The organism is Acinetobacter sp. RIT698 (genome assembly GCF_009668065.1).
Taxonomy (GTDB): domain Bacteria; phylum Pseudomonadota; class Gammaproteobacteria; order Pseudomonadales; family Moraxellaceae; genus Acinetobacter; species Acinetobacter guillouiae.
This window is the reverse complement of the sequence record NZ_WJYH01000005.1, coordinates 1-19,910: the sequence shown is the minus strand read 5'-3', so window position 1 is coordinate 19,910 and position 19,910 is coordinate 1. Positions and strand designations below refer to the sequence as shown.

Below are 19,910 nucleotides of genomic sequence, written 5' to 3'. Positions count from 1 at the left end.
AGTTAAAAAAAGATTCTCTGTATTAGAGAAAACATTATTTTTTTCAGCAATTTGTTGAAAATATGTAATTGCACAAATTACGTGCTTTATTTTCTATTTCAATAGGGCTATTAATTGGATTCTAAGTGCAGATAAGCATTAGTTGCCAATGGTGATTTGTGCTGTCGCACTGGCATGTGCTGTTGAATAAGAACCCGCAGGTGCATCTGTGTAAGTCCCATCAGAAGCAATAATAATTGGTCGAGAACTATATTTTACTGGTTGAATATTTGAACTGTTGCTGATTTGTGGTGTCGGCTCTACTTGATTGGAGAAATCATTTTGATTTGATTGGGCAATGATTTGTCCAGTACTGGTTGAAGTGCCAATATTATTTGCAGATAAATTTAAACCACCAGCATAGAGGTTGTTTAAACGACTGGTGACACGTTTGACATAGTCTTGGGTTTCACGGAAGGGAGGAATACCGCCGTATTTGTCCACATTCCCTTCACCCGCATTATAAGCCGCTAAAGCTAAACTGGTATTGCCATTAAAGCGTTTCATTAACCAACTGAGATATTTGGCACCACCAAAAATATTCTGCTGTGGGTCATACGAGTTGGACACATTGAAGCGACGAGCCGTTGCAGGCATCAGTTGCATTAAACCTTGCGCACCAACAGGAGAACGGGCATTGGTATTAAAGCCAGACTCGGTATGCATCACTGCTTTGATTAAGCCTTCAGACACACCATGCGTCTGCGCAGCTTGACGGATAATACTATCAAAGGAATTTTTACTTTTACTATAACTTGGCAGTACTGCAGATTCTGAGCTGCCCCAATTGCTATAACTATGAATATTACTGTCTTTATAATAAGTCACTTTGACTTTTTGCAGTGAACGATCCGAATTTTTGCGATTGGTCAGTAAGGTTGTCCCATTTTGGTCTTTGTAGAAATAAATTTGACCTGCAAACGTTTGCGATGTAAATGAGGCAAAGCTCATACACCCTAAAATAGACACTAGCGAACCCGTAATTAATTTTTTCATTTTGTAGTAATTAAAATATTTCCCCAATTTTTGGGAGTTTAACAAAGTTATTGAACAAGAAAAACTATGAATTGAGTTTTAACAATACAATCGCGAAAAAGCAAGTGCTATTTGTTGGCATATTAATCAAAAAAAATTTTATATTTTTTTTAAAATATATTTATTGACTATGCTAAACAATTGAAAAATATATATAAAATATAATGGTTAAAAAATGATCAATCTAAAGAGAATGCCCATCATTGCGTGAGAAAACTTTGTCAAGCCCCAAACAATCCACAATTTTATCCACAGGTTTTGTGGAAAACTGTGGAAAAGTCCAAAAGATAAGCACTTCGGCTAAAAAATGAACTGAGCCGTCTATTTTAAATGTGGAAATACGACAGGAAGATGACCAGATAAAAATTGATGCAAAATAAAAAAATCTTTAGATGCGGTTAACGTTCAAATCAGATAAAATTGCCCAGTATTTTTTTATGGGTTTATCTCGTCTATGTACTCGCCAGTTGAGTCCGAACAAGGATTTAATTTTAAACCAGAGCTTCCAACAAGTTCAGCTTATTATCGTCTTTTGAAAAAACTTCGTCGTCAAGTCGGCCATGCAATTCGTGACTTTAAAATGATTGAGGAAGGCGATAAGGTAATGGTCTGTGTTTCTGGTGGGAAAGACAGTTACACCTTGCTTGATATTTTGTTGCAATTTAAACGTATTGCACCGATCAACTTTGATGTTGTCGCAGTGAACTTGGATCAAAAGCAACCTGGTTTTCCTGAAGATGTGTTACCGAAATATTTGGAAGAAAACAATATTCCTTATTATATTTTGGAAAAAGATACTTATAGCATCACCAAGCGTTTGACACCTGAAGGGAAAACTTACTGTGCAGTGTGTTCACGTTTACGTCGTGGTTCACTCTACGGTTTTGCGCAAGAGATTGGTGCGACCAAAGTGGCATTGGGTCATCATCGCGATGATATCATTGCAACATTCTTCTTGAATCTATTCCATGGTGGTAGCTTAAAAGCGATGCCACCAAAATTATTGTCTTCGGATAAAAAGAACATTTTGATTCGTCCTTTGGCTTATGTTGAAGAAAAAGACATCATCAAATATGCTGAAATTCGTAAATTCCCGATCATTCCATGTAACTTATGTGGTTCGCAGGAAAACTTACAACGTGCCATGTTAAATGACATGCTACGTGGTTGGGATAAACAATATCCAAAACGTTTGCACAGTATTTTTGGTGCATTGCAGAATGTTTCACCATCTCAATTGGCTGACCGTGATTTATTTGATTTTGAAAAATTGGATGAAGAACGTGAATTCGATATGAAATGTGATACGGAAGAAATGAAAAAACGTTTAGATGTTGTAAATCTTAGTTTTGCAGCAGATTGATCTTTTTTGCCAATTAAATGAACGAATCGGGCATTCATATTGAGATGAGTGCCTGATTTAAAAAAATAAAACGATAAAACCGATAAAACATGAACAGTCCGTACAAAAAACTTTAGCCCAAATTGAAATTATCATGCTATAACATTGGGCAAGCAAAACTGCTTCAACCTGATGTTGTCTGGATAGATAACACAATAAATTGAATAAATAATTTGAGGAATGAACATGCCTGCATTTTTAACTGATGATTGGTTTGCAAATGTTGAAAAATTAACTGCTGAAGCAGGTGATTTAAACTTACCACCAGCACTTTCAGGTTTAGCAATTAATTTGGTTGTTGCAGATGCAGATGGCAACACAGAGCTTGCTTTAGACGGCGGAAAAATCGTCAAAGGTAGTTCTGCAAATGCGAAAACAACATTGAACATGGATGCTGAAACACTTCGTAAAGTATTCTTAGAATTTGATATGGCTGCTGCTATGCAAGCATTTATGACAGGCAAAATCAAAGTTCAAGGTGATATGTCTCAATTGATGGCTTTACAAACAGCTAAGCCAAGCCAAGAGCAAAAAGATTTATTTAAGAAAGTATTAGAGCAAACTGCTTAATCTTTTTACAATAAAAAAGCTTACCCGAGAGTAAGCTTTTTTATTGCCTGGTTTTTACAAATCCAATCGATTTAAAATACAGATTAAATTTCTAGTAATCGAGGTGTGGTCTTAATGTGTTCTAAATAAGCCCGAATACGTGTGACATACTGTACCGCTTGTTTATAACGACCATTACTTGCTTGATTACGTGTCAAATAATTATAAAGATTCATCCAGTCATTGGGATCTTTACCTTGTGCTTTGATGCGCTTTTGAATACCTTCAACTGCACCAGGCCCCATATTGTATGCAACCAAAGCATACCAATGACGATCTGGATTACGAATATAAGAATAACGACTCAACATCATATCAAAATATTTTGCGCCGCCTTGGATACTCTGAGCGGGGTCACTTCGATTACTGACACCCATTTCTTTGGCTGTGGTATTGGTCAACATCATCAAACCACGGACACCTGTGGGAGAAACAGAGTCTGGTTTTAAATATGATTCTTGATAACCAATTGCAGCAAGTAGGTGCCAATCTAAGCCATATTGCTGTGCAGAGCGCTTAAAGCTGGCTTTATAAATCGGTAGACGAGAACTTAAGTCACGTTGAATCACGTTCCAATCGTCTTTCTTGACGACATTAAGATTATAAAATGAGGCAAGTTGCTGGGTTGAGCCATTTTGTTTGCTTTGGCAAATGAAACCACTTGCTGTTGCTGTTAATGGATCTTCAGCTTGTTTAAACACCCAATTTAATTCTGGGTTTAAACCATTACTTTTTAAACTGTTGAAATCACCACAGCTTGCTGAAAAAGAGGTTAAGCGTTCTGCTTCGATGCTTTGCATATTTGCGGTGGTAATCGCAAAATTCGCCTTACCTTGAGCAACCATTTTCAATGCCGTTGCATTGTCAGAAACAGTTTTAAACTCAAGTTTAACATTTAAACTTTCAGCATAGTTATGGGCTAAGTCATAGCCGAAGCCATGCTTATAGTCTCCATCCTTAAACACGATGCTTGGATTGGAAACCGCAACTACAGTCAATTTACTCGAATTAACTACAGCATTGTATTGATTGTTCTTACTCGCATTAATACTAAAAGGAATTAATGCAGTGGATAAAACTAAAGTTTTGATTGGCAGCGCACGAAAAAATGAGTTAAGGCTAAGCCTCGACCCAGAGGTTGAACTACTGTGCATGTTGTCTCCGCTACAAGTAATTTATTGCCCTAAAAAGTAATAAGCACAAAAACGCTTAAAAACTTCTTATAGTTGGTAAATTCAATAAGGGTGGGCAGTCATGAACGTCATTCAAAAAATGACATGTGGGATAGAAAGATTTTGCAGAAAAACTACAAAATTAAAAAAATAAACTCATAAAACATGTGCGCATAATATAGGCGGTTTTTAGATCTGTCAAACTTTGTATGAAAAATGATCAATTTAAAATATTTAAGATGATGATTTTTAACAGAATATTTTTTTAAAAAATGCAGAAATTTTAAAACTGAAATACGCTGCCAAAAACTGTAAGCAAATGTTCCAAATGTAAGTTAAGAATTACCACTTTTAAAAGGTTTTCTGATTGAATTTTCTGTCTGAATTTAAATAGGAAAAAAACGATTTTATTGCTTTTTAAAACTTAAAATGCGCTATTTTTGAGCTGACATTTTTACGCTATTGGCTGTAGACTGTAGCAACTTTTTTTAAAAAATAAGTATCAAGTGCATATGTATTTTAAATGGTTTTAAATCATGAAATCTAATTTAATTACCCGTTCAGGGCATGATCTGTTGGTTGCAGAGTTACAACATCTCTGGCGCGAAGAACGACCTGAAATTACCAAAAAAGTGACATGGGCTGCCAGTCTGGGTGACCGTTCTGAAAATGCTGATTACCAGTATAATAAGCAGCTACTTCGAAAAATCGATCGTCGTGTACGTTATTTAGGGAAGCGTTTAGAAGAATTACGAATTATCGATTTTTCTCCAGAACAAGCAGGTAAAGTGTATTTTGGTGCTTGGGTTGAAATAGAAAATGACGAAGGTGAACAAAAAACCATACGTCTGGTCGGAGTAGATGAAATTTATGATCATCATCCGCAACATGTCTCAATTGATTCACCGATGGCAAGAGCTTTACTGTCTAAACAAGTTGATGATGAGGCAGAAGTGGATACACCATCAGGGAAAAAACGTTGGTATATCAATTCAATTCGTTATGAATAGCTTGAATATTCATCAAATTAGCGAGATTTGACTTTATTTTGTACATTTGATTGAAGAAATACTGAAAAAGATTTGCCAAGTTGCAATTTTATTTATATGATAGCCGCCATTGGAAGCGTGGCAGAGCGGTTTAATGCACCGGTCTTGAAAACCGACGAGGGTGTGAGTCCTCCGTGAGTTCGAATCTCACCGCTTCCGCCAAATATTTAAAAGACCCTTAAATTTTTAAGGGTCTTTTTTTTTGCTTTGATTTTGTTTAACGGACCTTGTATAAACTTTGGATTGAAATAGAACAGATCAGATTGATTTAGATGATCATTATGTTGAATCTCTTTTCACAGACGAGGGAAACAATCCAAAAATTTACATTCATTTATAATTATTCCATTTAAATTCAGCATTGATAAAATAAGTACGTTCCAGGCCATTTAAACCACTATACGCAGCCCTATAGGTGGTATTGCCGAGATTACGGATCCCTGCACTTAAATTGACATATTTATGATTAAAACCCGCATACAGGCTACCAATGGTATAAGAATCAAAGCCGCCTTTTTGTATGACTTGAGGTTCATTAAATACGGTCTGAATTTTTCCTTTCACCCATGGCTGTAACGGCAATTGGCTAAAGGTATATTTATAATGGCTGTTAATATCAATTGGATGTGCCGCAGCTTGTACAAAAACATCTTCAGAATCAATTTTATTAAAACTGCCTGAAATACCAAAGTCATGCACTTCATCCATATAATTGGCACTGAATTCCATACCCCAATTATTGACTTGGTCGGCATTATAATATCGGGTGGTGTCTTGGAAAAAGTCAGATTCACGATCATTAAAATCGCCTGTCGCTATATTGCATTTACCGATACGAATACAACTTTCCAAACCAGCCCGATCAATAACTCTACGATTGGTTTTCGTCCAAATATATTGGTCAAAGTCGCTATAAAACACACTGGTATTTAACGCCCAATGATCATTGAGGTATTTCCAAGCCACTTCGGCATGGTAGCCTTCTTCAGGTTGTAAAGCTAAACCTCCACCCAAAAAGCCACCAAATGTATAGCGTTCATACAAATCAGGTGCGCGGAAAGTACGGCTGATGTTGGCAGAAATATTTTGAGTATCGGTGAGGTGATATTGTGCTCCAAGCGCCCATGTTGGCTCGATTATGGTTTTTTCAGGGGTAATTCCCGAAATACCGATGAGTTGTGAGGCAAGTTCAGCATTTGCACCTGGCAGTAATTTTTGTCGGGTTGCCCAATAATTGGCACGTACTCCTGCAAAACCTGTCCATGTGCCGAAGTCATATTCTAAATTGGTAAAACCTGCATAATAATCTTGTTCAGAATACACCGCAGTGACGGCTTTATCTAAAACAGCTTCCAGACCAAAACTGGCTTGTAATTGATGCCAGTTTAAAAATAGATTGGCGTTAAAATTATCACTGTCTAAGGTTTCAGTATAACCGCCTTCTTGTTGGCGTTCTAATAAGGACTGTTTGTTATATTTAAATGAGAAGTTATTAAAAATACCCAGATTGTCTTTACGATAAGTGATGGATTTAGATTCACGCTCTTTACGTGCCAACAGCATCACCATTGCATCTTGCATGGTACTGCCATGTGCTGATGCAATATCTTTACCGATCCATTGGTCATAATCGAGATCAATTTGGCTATCTGTAGCAAATTTTCCTGATAATTTGGCACTCAGTGATTCGGCGTCATAACCCAAATCTTTGACGGTTACTGTGCTATTCACTGCATTTAATGCATTGGTTTTACTAATCGCATATTTTTTATCAGCATTACCACGGACCCGATAGTCATTGGACGATTCTTTGGTATAAGTCACCTTTGCACCAAAATTATCCATGCCTGCATTTAGACTGGTGGTGGAACTGGTTTTGTCATAACCCTCATCATAAGCGAATTTTTGACTGACCCCGATGCCTTGACTCATTTGTACAGGTTTGGTCTTGACGATAATGACGCCACCTGATGCACCCGGGTCGTAAATCACCGCAGGACTACCTTTTACCACTTCAATCATTTCAACGTTGTTAATATCCACCTGATTGATTTCACCAGAACCTGAATGGTCTAAACCTTGATTGGCGATTTTGATGCCATCAACAACACTGACCACGCGTTGCCCAGTCAGACCACGAATTTTTACATTTTTACCGAAAGCCCCAGTTTCGGTAATGGAAACACCAGGAATATCCCGAATCGCTTCTTTGACATCGGCTAAGCCTTCCTGCTGAATTTTTTCCTGACTGATGATCTGTTTGGAATAGGGTTTGTTAAACATTTCTTGTTGATTTTGTCGCTCTGCCTTGAGGACTTTTTCTGCTGTGACTTCAATGACAGGCAGTTTAGTGGGGGGTTCATCATTTATGTCGGTATCTTTCTTATTTTCTGCTGCATAGAGATGATAGAAAGGAGAGTATCCACCAGCAATACACAGGGTCAATAATAGATATCGTGGGAGAAAGGGAGGTGTGTGCATGACAGAAATCCAGTCAAAATAAACGCAGGGTTGCAGCCCCATTTTAAGAATGGAAACAGCAACCCGATTGAATGAGTACGTATGGCTTAGTCAGTAATCCAGGAACCATTAATTTCATTGACTTTTTTCAATGATTTTTCTTTTTCTGAGAAGCCACTGGTCAGTAAAGGAACACCCGTATGAGTACCTGTCATATGCAAGCCAAATAGACCACCAATCCCAGCCAAAGTGACATTACCTGAAGCGTCAGCAGTGACATTGGTAATTCCACCTCCACCCTCTAAATCCTTGATGTTACCCATGAGTTTGCCCGTGGTGGCATTGACAATACTACCGACTGTGTCAGTTGGATCTGTTGCCTGATTGGCACGTTTATTCCATAACAATACATTGCCTTCATAAATGCCATTGGCACGGAATGCGGTGCGTTCAAAGTACATACGGCCAATCGTTGGGGTGACGCTGGTTTTGCTGGCTGTTGGCGCATTGAGTGGTAATTTATAAACGTTATAAACACGGGTTGCTGCTGCAGTTGGATTGGTCTCATTGATATAGACATAATCACCGACTGCCACCGCAGGTACTCGCATTGAAGTAAAGTATGGAATATCCTGATCAATGACAGCATTATCCAACGCTGTTTTTGTGGTTGTGGTTGCAGTATTTAACCAGCCTTGTTGATAGTTAAGGTTCATCTTGTCTTTAGATAACTTGGCCGCTTCGACAAATAAATAACCATTTTTGACCGCAGTAAGGTTCAGGTTATATGACAAAGCCACATTGCTTGAATTATTGGCTAAATCCGTACCAGTGCCATTATCATAAATCTTGCTTGCGCTGGTGCCTGTCAATTTCAGAATTTCGGCATTTTTAAAGACATAAGCGTTTCCAAATATGGAATGGGTGATCGCTGCATTTTGTGTATCAAGGTTATAATTAATCAATAAATAACCAGTATTACCTTCTGCCAAATTATCGACTACATTTGGCATGTTAAAGAAATTACTAAAGATACCCGCACCACCATGTCCACCACCAAATTTAAGTTGATGATGTTCAGGATTATAATTTGCAGGATATTCTGCACCTGTTACATTCGCTAAGGTTTTTGCAGTTTTATCATAAGCATAAAGTGTTTTTACCCCTTCTTTTGCCAGATAAATATGGCTATCATTTTGCACTAAGAAGTAGTATTGACCTGTTCCTCCACCAATATCAGTACAGGTGACCAAATCAACGGTGCAGCTTTGTAAACGTGCAGCTTCATTACTTGCGGTTGGGTAGCTTCCTTTGACATAGGCAGCACTGTAGTTGACCAATACTGAATCAGTTTTACCAGTCGTGTTATTGACAACCGGCTTAATGGTTCGACCTTGTGTCACTTTGCCATCTGATAAACGCACAGTGATATAGGCATTTTTAATATTGTCAGACAGTTCGCCTCTAAAAATATCGGGTAGCTTGGCAAAAGTACGCAATTGCACATAAGAATTATCAATATCTGTTTCATTGAGATACATGGTTTGTGTATCGCCAATCACTTTCATTTCTGCGGTTTTTAATGCTGCTGGTAATGCTGCACTACTAAAAATGGTGGCTTGACTGTTTGGATTACTTGCATCAAATCGTTTTAGAATATTGTCGGTATAGAATGTATATTCAGTTGCTGTTGTTGCACCAGCTGTTGTGTAATTACGCGTTTCTTTAGATGCATTTGGGTCAAGGAAAATCGCATATTCTCGTTTTTTATAAACTGTTTTATCGCCATCTTTTGCCGCACTCATCACAAAGACACGATTGCCTAAAATCACATTGCTGATACTGCTGTAATACTCCTGTTTGCCGTTGTTAGGGTCATAACGGACAATTTGAGAATTACCTGTTTCAGGGTTGGCGACTTTGTAGAATTGATAATCAAACACCGACTCAACTTGGGTATTAATCGTAATGCTCAGATCTGTGCTCAGTGAACCATCACTGACACTCACCACAAGTGTATCTGCGCCAACCACATTGCCTGCAATATAAGTAATCACACCTGTTTTACTGTCAATGCTGGCAGTGCCTAATTTTGGCGCTGTTTTTATGCTATAGGTAAGCGCGTTGTTCTCAGCATCTTTTGCCGTTACGCTAATTTTTTTACTGTCTAGGGTTTGTACGGTCACTGGGCTGATCGCATCAATTGTTGGGGCAGTATTGCTCGGTTTGCTGTCTCCACTACCACTGCCACCCCCACCACAACCTGTAAGAATGGTACAGATTGAACTGGCAATCAGGGTTTTATGACCTATTTTCATTTTAGATAACAACATTGCTTTATCCTTTGCTTGATAAAAAAATGGACAATCATCGTGGCTAGAAAGGACAATGCTTTGTTGGCTATATGATAATGATAATTATTTACATTAAAAATACTAATCTAATACAAAAACTGAGTCAACATAATATTTCTGTTTAGCATATTGATATTTATTGTGAATTAATGAAATGTCTTTTAATTTGATTAGGATTATGTCTGTTTTTTAAGCGTTGAAAATTTTTATTGGTGTCACACAAGTACTTTAAGATGAAGTGATATTTTGCAAGCTTTCACTTACAAAATATGTCCAATCTAGCTAATTTCATTTAATGTATAGTCACCAATTTTTTTATCACTTCTTCGCCTACTTCACGTGGTGATTGAGGATTTTGACCTGTAATAATGCGGTCATCGACAATGGCATAAGAGGTAAATGGGAAGAATCCTTGAGAATATTTTGCACCTTTTGATTTCAACTGATTTTCAAGGAAAAAGGGTACTTGTTTTTTCATCCCTGAAAGCGATTCTTCACGATTTGAAAATCCTGTCACTTTACGGTTTGCAATGAGTGCTTTGCCTTGTTCATCTTTTAGGGAAAGTATACCTGCCACACCATGACATACCGCGGATACTACACCGCCTTGACGATAAATTTGTTCAGCTAGTGCGGTTAATTCAGGATTATTTGGAAAGTCCCACATCACGCCATGACCGCCAGTAAAATATATTGCTTTATAGTCAGACGCTTTTACCTCACTTGGCTGCAAGGTGTTATTTAACCGTGACATAAACGCAGGATCGGCTAAATAAGCGCGTGCTTGTTTATCCATATAGATCCATTTTTGACTACGTTCATCCAGTGGCACTGCACCTCCTTTAGGGCTAATAAAATCCATTTGGTAACCCGCTTTATGCGCAACGTCATAGAAATGTGTGAGCTCAGTCACCCATAGCCCTGTAGTATCTTTACGTGAAGGGTATTTGTCATGATTGGTCATCACAACCAATATTTTTCCTTTAGATCCTGACAAAGATGGGTTCGAAATTGATTTTGAACTGCTGTTATCATTCGCAGATGCAAAAGGCATTGAAAATAATGCTGCTAAAACAACCAATAACTGTTGAATTATACGATGCTTAATAACCCCAATATTTGTCATCAAGATTTCCTGTGAGTTGTTTCATCGTGAGTATAAGATTAAAGTTAGCTTTAAGGTCAAGCCTGTTTTTTAATCTTTTGTCTATTTTAGATTAATGGCATTTTACCAATAAAGTGCTGTCTCTTTGCGTTATTTAGCATTTGCTTTAATTTGATCTTTTGCAAGTGCAATCAAATATATTCATCATTTTAAATTTAAGCTGCGGTTTTTTGTGCATGAATTTTAATCACAATTCAAATTGAATTAAAAAACAAATAAACCCTATTGACCTTGAAGTCCACTTTAAACATAGCATGAACTCAATGCTGAATTAGAGTGAAAGCTATGTTGAAATTTTTTAATTTAAATCGAACAACTCAAATACTTTTTATGAGTTTTGCATTCGTACATTCTGCTTTTGCAGCAAATGATCTTACACCAAACAATCAGCTCAGTTACATCTCACATTTACAAGAGAATACAGCGATGCAAAACATAAATACTGTAACGACCAATCGAGTTAATGCAAAGCAACCAACCACTCAGTATCCAAATGCAAAAGCGTTTGTAGAGGTTGAATTTGGACCGCATAAGGTATTGGTTCCTAAAGGTGGTTTTTATGACCGATTTCATATGCAACCAAATTTAGATGAGGTCGCAAAAGAATCTGGTGTGGGCAATATTGATTTCTTTAGAAAGATTCCTAAGCAACTGGTTGAAACACGTATAGGTCAAGTGTGGTCGCCAAACTATTATTATAAAACCAGCAATGTTCAACTGTTGATGCTTGCACCATTAGATAAGTTAACAGCAAAGTTGCCTGCTAAAGTTGAACCCTTAAGCCCAATACCTGGATATGGATTGGTCTCACTTACTTTTTTTGCCTACGATGTCTGTGATAATGATCCTTATGATGAAGTATCTGTTGCTGTTGTGGTTCGCCGTCCTCATGCAAAAGGCGCCAATATTTCAGAGTTAATCAAATCTGCACGTACACGCGATTATTATGGTTATGTCCTTGCGCTTCCTGTCGATACTGAAATTGCACGTGTCCGTGGTGTTTATGGTTATAATTTACCCAAGTGGCTCACTGCAATTGATTTAAAAATAGCTGATCAGGTCCAAGCGCACTTGTATGATACTCAAGGCAATCTCGACATCAGCCTATCTGCGCCAACACCAAAACTTAAAATTGTAAAAAATCAATCACAGCAAGAAAAGAAAACCATGCTGAATCAAGTTGATGGTATTTGGTATCGTTCATATGTTCAGGCAAATAACCAAAATTTTGCTCAAAAGTTATTTCCAAAACATGTTGAGTTAAATCGTTATGGTGGTCCAGTCAGTCAATTATTGGATCAACTCGGTGCTAAAAAAATCTTACGAATGGATGTGATCAAAGATGCTCAGTTGGCACTACATATGCCAACACCGATTGCTGAATGGAATTAATAAATAAAAATAAAGCGTGATGATTTTACATCACGTTTTTTTTCATATCGAAAATATCAATTTCTTGTCTTTTTTCGTTTAATTGATGCGATCTTTATTTAGTGCACAGTTATTTTAATTGAGTTAAAAGCACAATCAAAATCCCTATAAATTAACCATGATGAAAAAATAATACTTCCTTAATAGATGATCTTTAATTCTTAAAAATTTTAATTTCATCCGTGGAGTTTATGCCATTGTCGATGATAAGCCTTTATGGATGATATGTAGCTTGAGTTTGTGCAAAAAAAGCGAATTGGGCGAGGACGTGGTTTAGATGAAAATAATGATTGAATTTAGCGATTAAATTACTGATAATAATTATCATTCGCTTAAATAAAATTTTTCCATGTCTGCGTCGCTTCCCAATCATTATATTGCTCAACTTTATCAAGAACATCATTCTTGGGTATATACATGGCTATATAAAAAGTTAGGCAATAGCTCTGATGCAGCTGATTTGGCACAAGATACTTTCTTAAGAGTGATGGCACGACGACAGCAAATTGAATTATTGCAACCACGTGCTTATTTGACCACTGTAGCCAAAGGCTTGATGATCAATTGGATTCAACGGAAGCATATTGAGCGAGCATATTTAGACGTGCTGGCGCTACAACCTGAACTCGAAGAAATCTCTCCAGAACAGCACTGTTTGATTATCGAAAGTTTGCTTGAAGTGACACAATTGCTAGAGCAACTACCTGCGGTGGTACGCGATACTTTCCTCTATGCGCAGCTTGAAGGGCTGAAATATGATGAGATTGCAGTCAAATTGGATATTTCCCTAAGTTCAGTCAAACGCTATATGAAAAAAGCGTATGTACATTGCCTGTCTGCCATGCTGGACGACTAAGCGAATGTCAAAGCAGAATGAATCTGAACAACAACACAATCAAAAATCAGACTCAAAACAAGATCAACAACAGACGCAACAAATTTTAAATGAAGCGGCTGATTGGTGTATGCGTTTAAGCCAAGGTGAGTTGAGTCCGCAAGAATTACAGCAATTACAGATCTGGCAGCAGCAAAGTTCAGTGCATGCCAAAGTTTGGCAAAAAATGCAGCAACTGCATCATACTTTTGATCAACTGCCAACCGAAGTGGCACGACCTATTTTAAAGCAAAGCATATCATCTTCATGGAGAAAACGCCGTCATTACATGTGGGTTTTGGCTGGTCTATCGTTACTGTATTTAGGCTATAGCTTAAATCAGCAGCAACAATGGACGGCAGACTATCGTACAAAAGTGGGTGAAATTGAAAAAATTAAACTCCCCGATGGCGGTGAACTGTATTTAGACAGCGCATCGGCAATTGATCTGGACTATAGCGCTAAGCAACGTAATGTCGTGCTAAGAAAAGGTCAGATCTGGATTAAAACTGCAAAAGATCAACAGCAACGCCCATTCTTTGTGCAAACTCAACATGGGCAAATGCAGGCTTTGGGTACTGAATTTTCAGTAGAGCTTGATTCAAAGCAGTCTTGGGTGTTCGTTGAGCAAGGTGCGGTGAAATTACAACCACAACGTCATCCAACTCAGGCAGTGATTGTTGCGGCGGGTCAGCAAAGTTATTTGAATCGCGAGCAGGTCGCCGAGGTTACAAGTGCTGATCTTACACGCAACAGTTGGACGCAGGGCTGGATGATCGTGAATGATCTGCCGTTGTCTGAATTCGTACAGCGTATAGGAAAATATCAAAAAGGTTATATTGCTTTAGATGATGATATTGCTCAGATTAAAATATCTGGGACTTATCCAATCAATGATTTACCAACGCTATATAGCATGTTGGCTGTCACCTATAAGTTAGACATCAATCGCTATGCACAGGGCTATTGGGTCAGTATTGGTGAAAAAAAATAATTTAATGCTGACACTTTTTTAAAACTCAACTGGCAAGGCTAATAAGAGAACTCATTGGTATTCAATAGGGGGTTATGGTGTCTCTAGCATTGCAACACGCAAAAAATTTGAAAAAACCGAAACCATATAAAATAAGCCGCGAGAAAAAAATGCGTTATTCGGTCATGCATTTATTGGTACTGAGTAGCATGTTGGGTGTCAGTGCATTTAGCCATGCTGAAACAGCATTAACTCAAAAGCATTATCAAGTGGCTTCAGGGGATTTGGGACAAGCGCTTTCTAATTTTGCTCTACAGTCTAATATTGCATTGTCTTTTGATCCGAAACTGACGCAGGGGTATAAAACAAACGGTTTAAGCGGCAGTTTTGATATTGCTCAGGGTTTTCAACAGTTATTAAAAGACACAGATCTACAGCTTGTTCAACAAAGTCCACGGGTGTGGCGAATTGAACGACGTCAGATGTCGAAAACCACAACAGTTGCAAACACGGCAACGGATTCAGCCGTGGCAACAAATTCTCACGTGGACAATCCAGCAGCGAAACTTGAGACCATTGTCGTGACTGCCAATCAGTTGGGGGAAATTACTGAAAATAGTGGTTCTTATACGTCAGGTAAAATTGCCACTGCCACGCGTTTAGTGCTTACACCGAAAGAAACACCACAAACCATTAGTGTGATTACGCGACAGTTGATGGATGATTTTCAGTTAAATAATATTGATCAAGTCATGTCGCATACACCCGGGATTACCGTATCAGCTTACGACAGTGAACGGACCAGTTATTACTCACGCGGTTTTGCCATTAATAATTTCCAATATGATGGCATTCCTTCAACGACTCGAAATGTCGGTTATGCCGCGGGTAATACGCTCAGTGACTCTGCTATTTATGACCGTATCGAAGTCCTTAAAGGGGCAACGGGCTTACTTACAGGGGTAGGTTCTTTGGGTGCAACCATCAACTTGGTACGAAAAAAACCAACCGCAGAGACTCAAGCATCGCTGAGTTTAAGCGCTGGTTCTTGGAATAATTACCGTGCTATGGCAGATGTCAGTGGTTCACTGAATGATGAGCAAAGTATTCGTGGACGTTTTGTGGCTGCGGGTCAAGACAAAGAATCTTTTATGGATCGTTATGAACGTAAAAGTGCTGTATTTTATGGCATTGTCGAAGCAGATTTAGGCGATAAAACTTTAGTTACACTGGGTGCAGATTACCAGAACAATGACCCTAAAGCATCGACATGGTCAGGCTCTTTCCCTTTATTTAATGGTGCTGGGGAACGTAATCCAGATCCAGATCGCTCCTTTAATAATGGTGCCAATTGGAGTGAATGGAAACAATATACCCGTACCATTTTTGCCAATGTCCATCATAAATTTAATGATGATTGGGCACTGACTCTGCAATATGACCATAAAATTAATGGCTATGATGCAACACTAGGCACTATCCAAGGCTATTATCCTAAATTAGATGGTTCTGCTAATCTTTGGCCTTCTCAATATATCGGTCGTACCGTCAGTGATTCATTGGAGTTGTATAGCACAGGTAAGTTTGAGCTGCTTGGTCGGCAACATGATTTGGTCTTAGGCGCAAGTGGGGCTTATTCACGTTGGAAGGGGAAAGATTGGTATGGTGGCATGCAGGGTTATGATTCACATATTCCCGATTTTAGCCAATGGGATGGCAATATTGCACAGCCAAATTGGGGTGAGCCAAATGCCTATACCCATGACCGTACTACTCAATATGGTGCCTACGCCAGTACTCGTTTAAATCTGGCGGATGATTTAAAGGTGCTCTTAGGTACCCGTATGATCAACTATAAAATGAAAGGTTTACAAGGTGTAGTCGAGGAAAAGAACCGCTTCATTCCCTACGTTGGGGTCGTCTAGGACATCACTGATCGAGTCAGTGCTTATGCCAGTCTTAGCGATATCTTTATGCCTTATGATATCTGGTATAAGTCTTCAACCAATAAAATCCTAGATCCAGACGAAGGTAAAAACTACGAAGGCGGCTTTAAGTTTCAATCCGATGATGCCAAGTTAAATGCCAGTATCGCTTATTTTGAAATCCATGAATCCAATCGTGCCATTGAGGACATTGTTTATAATGGTGCGCCAAGTAATCCCGCTGTTGATTTTGCATGGATTGGTGCGAAAGCCAAAACTAAGGGGGTAGAGATTGAAGCTTCTGGTGAGGTTTTCCCCAATGTCCAAGTGCAAAGTGGTTATACCTACAAGCAAATTAAGGACAATGATGGTGAGAAGATTTCAACATGGGAACCAGAACATCAATTTAATGTCTCAACCCAGTATAAATTTGATCAGCAACTCGATGGTTTAAGTGTGGGTGGGAATGTTCGTTGGCAGAACCACGGATGGCAAACGGTGTATAACAATGTCAAAAAGCGTAGTGAAGTGATTGATCAGAAAGCCTTTGTATTGGTCGATCTAATGGCCAACTACCAGTTTAATGAACAGTTAAGTACTGCGATTAATTTAAATAATATTTTTGACCAACACTACTTTACCAACATCGGCTTCTATAACTCTGGGGTGTATGGTGAGCCACGTAATTTTATGCTTAGTGTGAAATATAAGTATTAAGTCGTAAATGAAGGTGGGGAGGAAACTGCTCATCTGAAACCTATACTCAACTAGACAACTCAACCTCCCTTTTTGAAAAGGGAGGTTGAGTATACAGTCTCGCTATTCTTATTCATGCATTTCGACGTATACGTCTCATGCTCAATTTTAGCCTACAACGTAAGCTATTTATGAAATGTCACAGCAGCTAATAGAAAACTAAATTAAAAATATTTTATATCAATGTATTATTGTTTTAATTTGACAGTCGCTACTTCCGCCAAATATTTAAAAAGACCCTTAAATTTTCAAGGATCTTTTTTTGACTATGTTTAGTCCTAAACCGAGCTAGTTAAATAATATCAATGACTACTTTGATTGACGCTGCCCCACTTTCTAAAAAATCATGCGCTTCAAGAGCATTTTCCAAACTAAAAGTATGATGATCAACAATAGGGCGAATTTTCCCTGACTCAACATATTCAGTCAGTTGTCGCAAAATAGCACCATGGTGTGCTCGACCTTGACCAGTGAGTAGCGGTAAGAGGACGAAAACACCTGAAAGCGTTGCAGCTCGTAAAGATGAAGGGGCTAAGTTTATTTCACTAAAGGCGTAGCAACTAGAAATGTGCCCATATGATTTAATTGCTGATAAGGACGTAGCAAGAGTATTACCACCAACAGTGTCATAAATAATATCAAACCCCTGACCCTCAGTATGTTTTTGAACATAATCATCAACACTTTGTGTCTCATAATCAATAGCTATTGCTCCGAGATCTTCAATCACTTTACGACTGTGTGCTTTACCTGTTGCATATACCTCCGCACCTTTAGCTTTTGCAAGCTGCACAACCATATGACCAACACCTCCAGCACCACCTTGAACTAAGACGGAATCCCCCTTTTTAACTTGAGCTCTATCCACTAGACCTTCCCACGCTGTTAAAAAAACCAAAGGTAAAGCAGCAGCTTCACGCATAGATAAATTTTTAGGTTTAATTGCAAGTAAATCTGCATCTACAGCAATATATTCAGCTAAGGTGCCTTGTAATCCTCGGACACCACCAGCCAAACCATATACTTCATCTCCAACGATAAAGTTTTTAACATTTTCACCTACCTTTATAACCTCACCAGCAAGATCTGTTCCGAGTATGGCGGGGAGAATAGGATCTGCATAAGGTGCTGCCCCTTCACGGATTTTATAATCGATAGGGTTAACACCACTACTATGAATTTTGACCAAAACTTCATGCGAATGAATCTCAGGAATTGGAATTTCAACCAGACTAAATTCCTTGATATCATAGCTTTTCAAGATTTATGCTTTCATTGCTATACCTGTAATAACAAAGTTAAAAATTAAATATACTTAAATAATAAATCAAAAAAAATGATACAATTTGGATTTCTTAATTCCATATTTTGGAATAAGTTATGAGTAATTATTTCGAACTGATTAAAATTTTCTGTACAGTGGCGAATACTGAAAATTTCAAAAAAGCTGCCGTAAAGTTGGGGAAATCGCCTCAATCAATTACACGTGCCATACAGGAATTAGAGGATCAAAAAGGAGAAATTCTTTTTTATCGGAGTACACGTGGCCATAAAATTACCCGTGCAGGGGAAGAGTTGTTAATACAAGCTCAGCCTTTACTAAAACAAATTAATGAATTGGTGAAAAATAGTACTCATGAATCCAATCAGAATATTTCTGGTCATATTCGTTTAACGATGCCAACTGCATTTGGTCGACACTTAGTTATACCTTTAATTACAAGGTTTCAGACTGAATATCCAAATATAAAGGTCAGTTGTATTTTGACTGATGAACACAGTGATGTAATTGAAAATCAAATAGATATTGGACTTCGTGTTGGCTTTTTAAATGACAATCGCTTTGTGTCACGAAAAGTTATGAATATCGGTTTTCGTGTAGTGGGTTCACCAGAGCTCATAAAAAGAGTTGGACAGCCTTATCAGATTGGCGATTTAGATAATTTTCCTATTATTGCCTTTGAAAATTTATCTTTAAATCAATATTGGTTTTGGGGGTTTGAATATGATCAAACTTTTTTACCTAGCTCGCCATTTTTTCAACCAATGACCTTGATGCTTATTGTCAGGCAATAGTTGATGGTATTGGTTTTGCTCATATTCCAGAATTTTTGGCATTACCGATGATTCAGCAAGGTACTGCTATAGAAGTCATGAAAAATGTTAAGTCATCTCCATGGGGATTGTATTTATATCGCCCACAATTGGGGCCAACACCAAAACGAATTAAATTGCTCTATAACTATTTGGCTGAAAATTTTATAAAAAGTGATTGATAAATTATAAATATATAAATTTTAAAAGTTGCCATATTTGAGGTTGGTTATAGTCATAAGCATAAATTTAGAGTTTAAGTAAATTATTACTTCAATTTTATAGATGAACATACTTGGTTAATGCTCTCGTTAATGCTTTATGTTTTTAAGATCTTTTTCATGTAGATATGCAGTTTCAACTTTATATGAAAGTTTATGTTTTAGATCATCTTCATAGAATCCACAATAATAATCAATTTGATTTACCAACCCATCACGGAATGTAGAGCTATAGATCGAAAACCATGCGTAGTCGTCATCCGATTTTGTTTTGGATCAATATAGCTTAAGCAAAATCCTCTCTAATTTACTCCCTTTAGCCACATTTTTGATGTGGCTTTTCTATTTTCA

The 19,910-nt window shown here is 37.9% G+C and carries 12 protein-coding genes, 1 tRNA gene and 3 pseudogenes; 9 read left to right on the top strand and 7 right to left on the bottom strand.

From position 1 onward, the window contains the following. Positions 1–138: 138 nt before the first annotated feature. The gene (locus tag GJV03_RS03370; RefSeq protein WP_056514242.1) at positions 139–1,035 is read right to left on the bottom strand and encodes a lytic transglycosylase domain-containing protein; all 897 of its coding nucleotides are present in this window, start codon (positions 1,033–1,035) and stop codon (positions 139–141) included. 493 nt (positions 1,036–1,528) lie between these two features. On the opposite strand from GJV03_RS03370, the gene ttcA reads away from it, so the two are divergent. Both ttcA and GJV03_RS03360 read left to right on the top strand, forming a co-directional pair. Beyond that, complete coding sequence (gene ttcA / locus GJV03_RS03365; protein ID WP_004722379.1) at positions 1,529–2,437, top strand: tRNA 2-thiocytidine(32) synthetase TtcA; 909 nt, start codon at positions 1,529–1,531, stop codon at positions 2,435–2,437. Positions 2,438–2,662: 225 nt separating this feature from the next. After that, positions 2,663–3,046 carry an SCP2 sterol-binding domain-containing protein gene (locus GJV03_RS03360; protein WP_004722377.1) on the top strand — a complete coding sequence of 128 codons (384 nt, stop codon included), beginning with the start codon at positions 2,663–2,665 and terminating at the stop codon, positions 3,044–3,046. 83 nt (positions 3,047–3,129) lie between these two features. Here GJV03_RS03360 and GJV03_RS03355 read toward each other — a convergent pair whose 3' ends face one another. Then, positions 3,130–4,239 (bottom strand): transglycosylase SLT domain-containing protein, encoded by a 1,110-nt coding sequence (locus GJV03_RS03355; protein ID WP_154129469.1) that lies wholly within the window; start codon positions 4,237–4,239, stop codon positions 3,130–3,132. 554 nt (positions 4,240–4,793) lie between these two features. Between GJV03_RS03355 and greB the strand changes: the two genes are divergently transcribed. Next, positions 4,794–5,267, top strand: coding sequence for a transcription elongation factor GreB (gene greB, locus GJV03_RS03350; RefSeq protein ID WP_004722375.1), 474 nt, complete (start codon positions 4,794–4,796; stop codon positions 5,265–5,267). Between the two features lie 111 nt (positions 5,268–5,378). Next, positions 5,379–5,468, top strand: a tRNA-Ser gene (locus GJV03_RS03345). 168 nt (positions 5,469–5,636) lie between these two features. On the opposite strand, the gene GJV03_RS03340 is transcribed toward GJV03_RS03345, so the two are convergent. The 3 genes from GJV03_RS03340 to GJV03_RS03330 all read right to left on the bottom strand — a co-directional run bounded on the left by GJV03_RS03340 (position 5,637) and on the right by GJV03_RS03330 (position 11,174). Further along, positions 5,637–7,787, bottom strand: coding sequence for a TonB-dependent receptor (locus GJV03_RS03340; protein WP_154129468.1), 2,151 nt, complete (start codon positions 7,785–7,787; stop codon positions 5,637–5,639). Positions 7,788–7,873: 86 nt separating this feature from the next. Further along, entirely contained in the window at positions 7,874–10,099 is a 2,226-nt protein-coding gene (locus GJV03_RS03335; RefSeq protein ID WP_154129467.1) for an Ig-like domain-containing protein, read from the bottom strand. 313 nt (positions 10,100–10,412) lie between these two features. Next, positions 10,413–11,174 (bottom strand): type 1 glutamine amidotransferase domain-containing protein, encoded by a 762-nt coding sequence (locus GJV03_RS03330; RefSeq protein ID WP_252715946.1) that lies wholly within the window; start codon positions 11,172–11,174, stop codon positions 10,413–10,415. A gap of 396 nt (positions 11,175–11,570) precedes the next feature. On the opposite strand from GJV03_RS03330, the gene GJV03_RS03325 reads away from it, so the two are divergent. The 4 genes and pseudogenes from GJV03_RS03325 to GJV03_RS03310 all read left to right on the top strand — a co-directional run bounded on the left by GJV03_RS03325 (position 11,571) and on the right by GJV03_RS03310 (position 17,205). Beyond that, positions 11,571–12,677, top strand: coding sequence for an acetoacetate decarboxylase (locus GJV03_RS03325; RefSeq protein WP_151956192.1), 1,107 nt, complete (start codon positions 11,571–11,573; stop codon positions 12,675–12,677). Positions 12,678–13,065: 388 nt separating this feature from the next. After that, on the top strand, positions 13,066–13,572 hold the full coding sequence (locus GJV03_RS03320) for a sigma-70 family RNA polymerase sigma factor (RefSeq protein ID WP_154129465.1): 507 nt from the start codon (positions 13,066–13,068) through the stop codon (positions 13,570–13,572). A 4-nt stretch (positions 13,573–13,576) separates the two neighbouring features. Further along, complete coding sequence (locus GJV03_RS03315) at positions 13,577–14,584, top strand: FecR domain-containing protein (RefSeq protein ID WP_154129464.1); 1,008 nt, start codon at positions 13,577–13,579, stop codon at positions 14,582–14,584. A 74-nt stretch (positions 14,585–14,658) separates the two neighbouring features. Next, positions 14,659–17,205: pseudogene (locus GJV03_RS03310) on the top strand (TonB-dependent siderophore receptor). A 331-nt stretch (positions 17,206–17,536) separates the two neighbouring features. On the opposite strand, the gene GJV03_RS03305 reads toward GJV03_RS03310, so the two are convergent. Next, positions 17,537–18,508, bottom strand: coding sequence for a zinc-dependent alcohol dehydrogenase family protein (locus GJV03_RS03305; protein WP_354666831.1), 972 nt, complete (start codon positions 18,506–18,508; stop codon positions 17,537–17,539). 116 nt (positions 18,509–18,624) lie between these two features. Here GJV03_RS03305 and GJV03_RS03300 point away from each other — a divergent pair. After that, a pseudogene (locus GJV03_RS03300) lies at positions 18,625–19,520 on the top strand (LysR family transcriptional regulator). A gap of 162 nt (positions 19,521–19,682) precedes the next feature. Here GJV03_RS03300 and GJV03_RS21695 read toward each other — a convergent pair. Beyond that, positions 19,683–19,849 (bottom strand): annotated as a pseudogene (locus GJV03_RS21695) (integrase); the annotation flags it as partial. Positions 19,850–19,910 lie beyond the last annotated feature (61 nt).

What these genes read in the sequence shown, in the direction of transcription:
- GJV03_RS03370 (WP_056514242.1), bottom strand. Translation starts at nt 1,035, where the DNA reads ATGAAAAAATTAATTACGGGTTCGCTAGTGTCTATTTTAGGGTGTATG.
- ttcA (WP_004722379.1), top strand. Translation starts at nt 1,529, where the DNA reads ATGTACTCGCCAGTTGAGTCCGAACAAGGATTTAATTTTAAACCAGAG.
- GJV03_RS03360 (WP_004722377.1), top strand. Translation starts at nt 2,663, where the DNA reads ATGCCTGCATTTTTAACTGATGATTGGTTTGCAAATGTTGAAAAATTA.
- GJV03_RS03355 (WP_154129469.1), bottom strand. Translation starts at nt 4,239, where the DNA reads ATGCACAGTAGTTCAACCTCTGGGTCGAGGCTTAGCCTTAACTCATTT.
- greB (WP_004722375.1), top strand. Translation starts at nt 4,794, where the DNA reads ATGAAATCTAATTTAATTACCCGTTCAGGGCATGATCTGTTGGTTGCA.
- GJV03_RS03340 (WP_154129468.1), bottom strand. Translation starts at nt 7,787, where the DNA reads ATGCACACACCTCCCTTTCTCCCACGATATCTATTATTGACCCTGTGT.
- GJV03_RS03335 (WP_154129467.1), bottom strand. Translation starts at nt 10,099, where the DNA reads ATGTTGTTATCTAAAATGAAAATAGGTCATAAAACCCTGATTGCCAGT.
- GJV03_RS03330 (WP_252715946.1), bottom strand. Translation starts at nt 11,174, where the DNA reads ATGCCTTTTGCATCTGCGAATGATAACAGCAGTTCAAAATCAATTTCG.
- GJV03_RS03325 (WP_151956192.1), top strand. Translation starts at nt 11,571, where the DNA reads ATGTTGAAATTTTTTAATTTAAATCGAACAACTCAAATACTTTTTATG.
- GJV03_RS03320 (WP_154129465.1), top strand. Translation starts at nt 13,066, where the DNA reads ATGTCTGCGTCGCTTCCCAATCATTATATTGCTCAACTTTATCAAGAA.
- GJV03_RS03315 (WP_154129464.1), top strand. Translation starts at nt 13,577, where the DNA reads ATGTCAAAGCAGAATGAATCTGAACAACAACACAATCAAAAATCAGAC.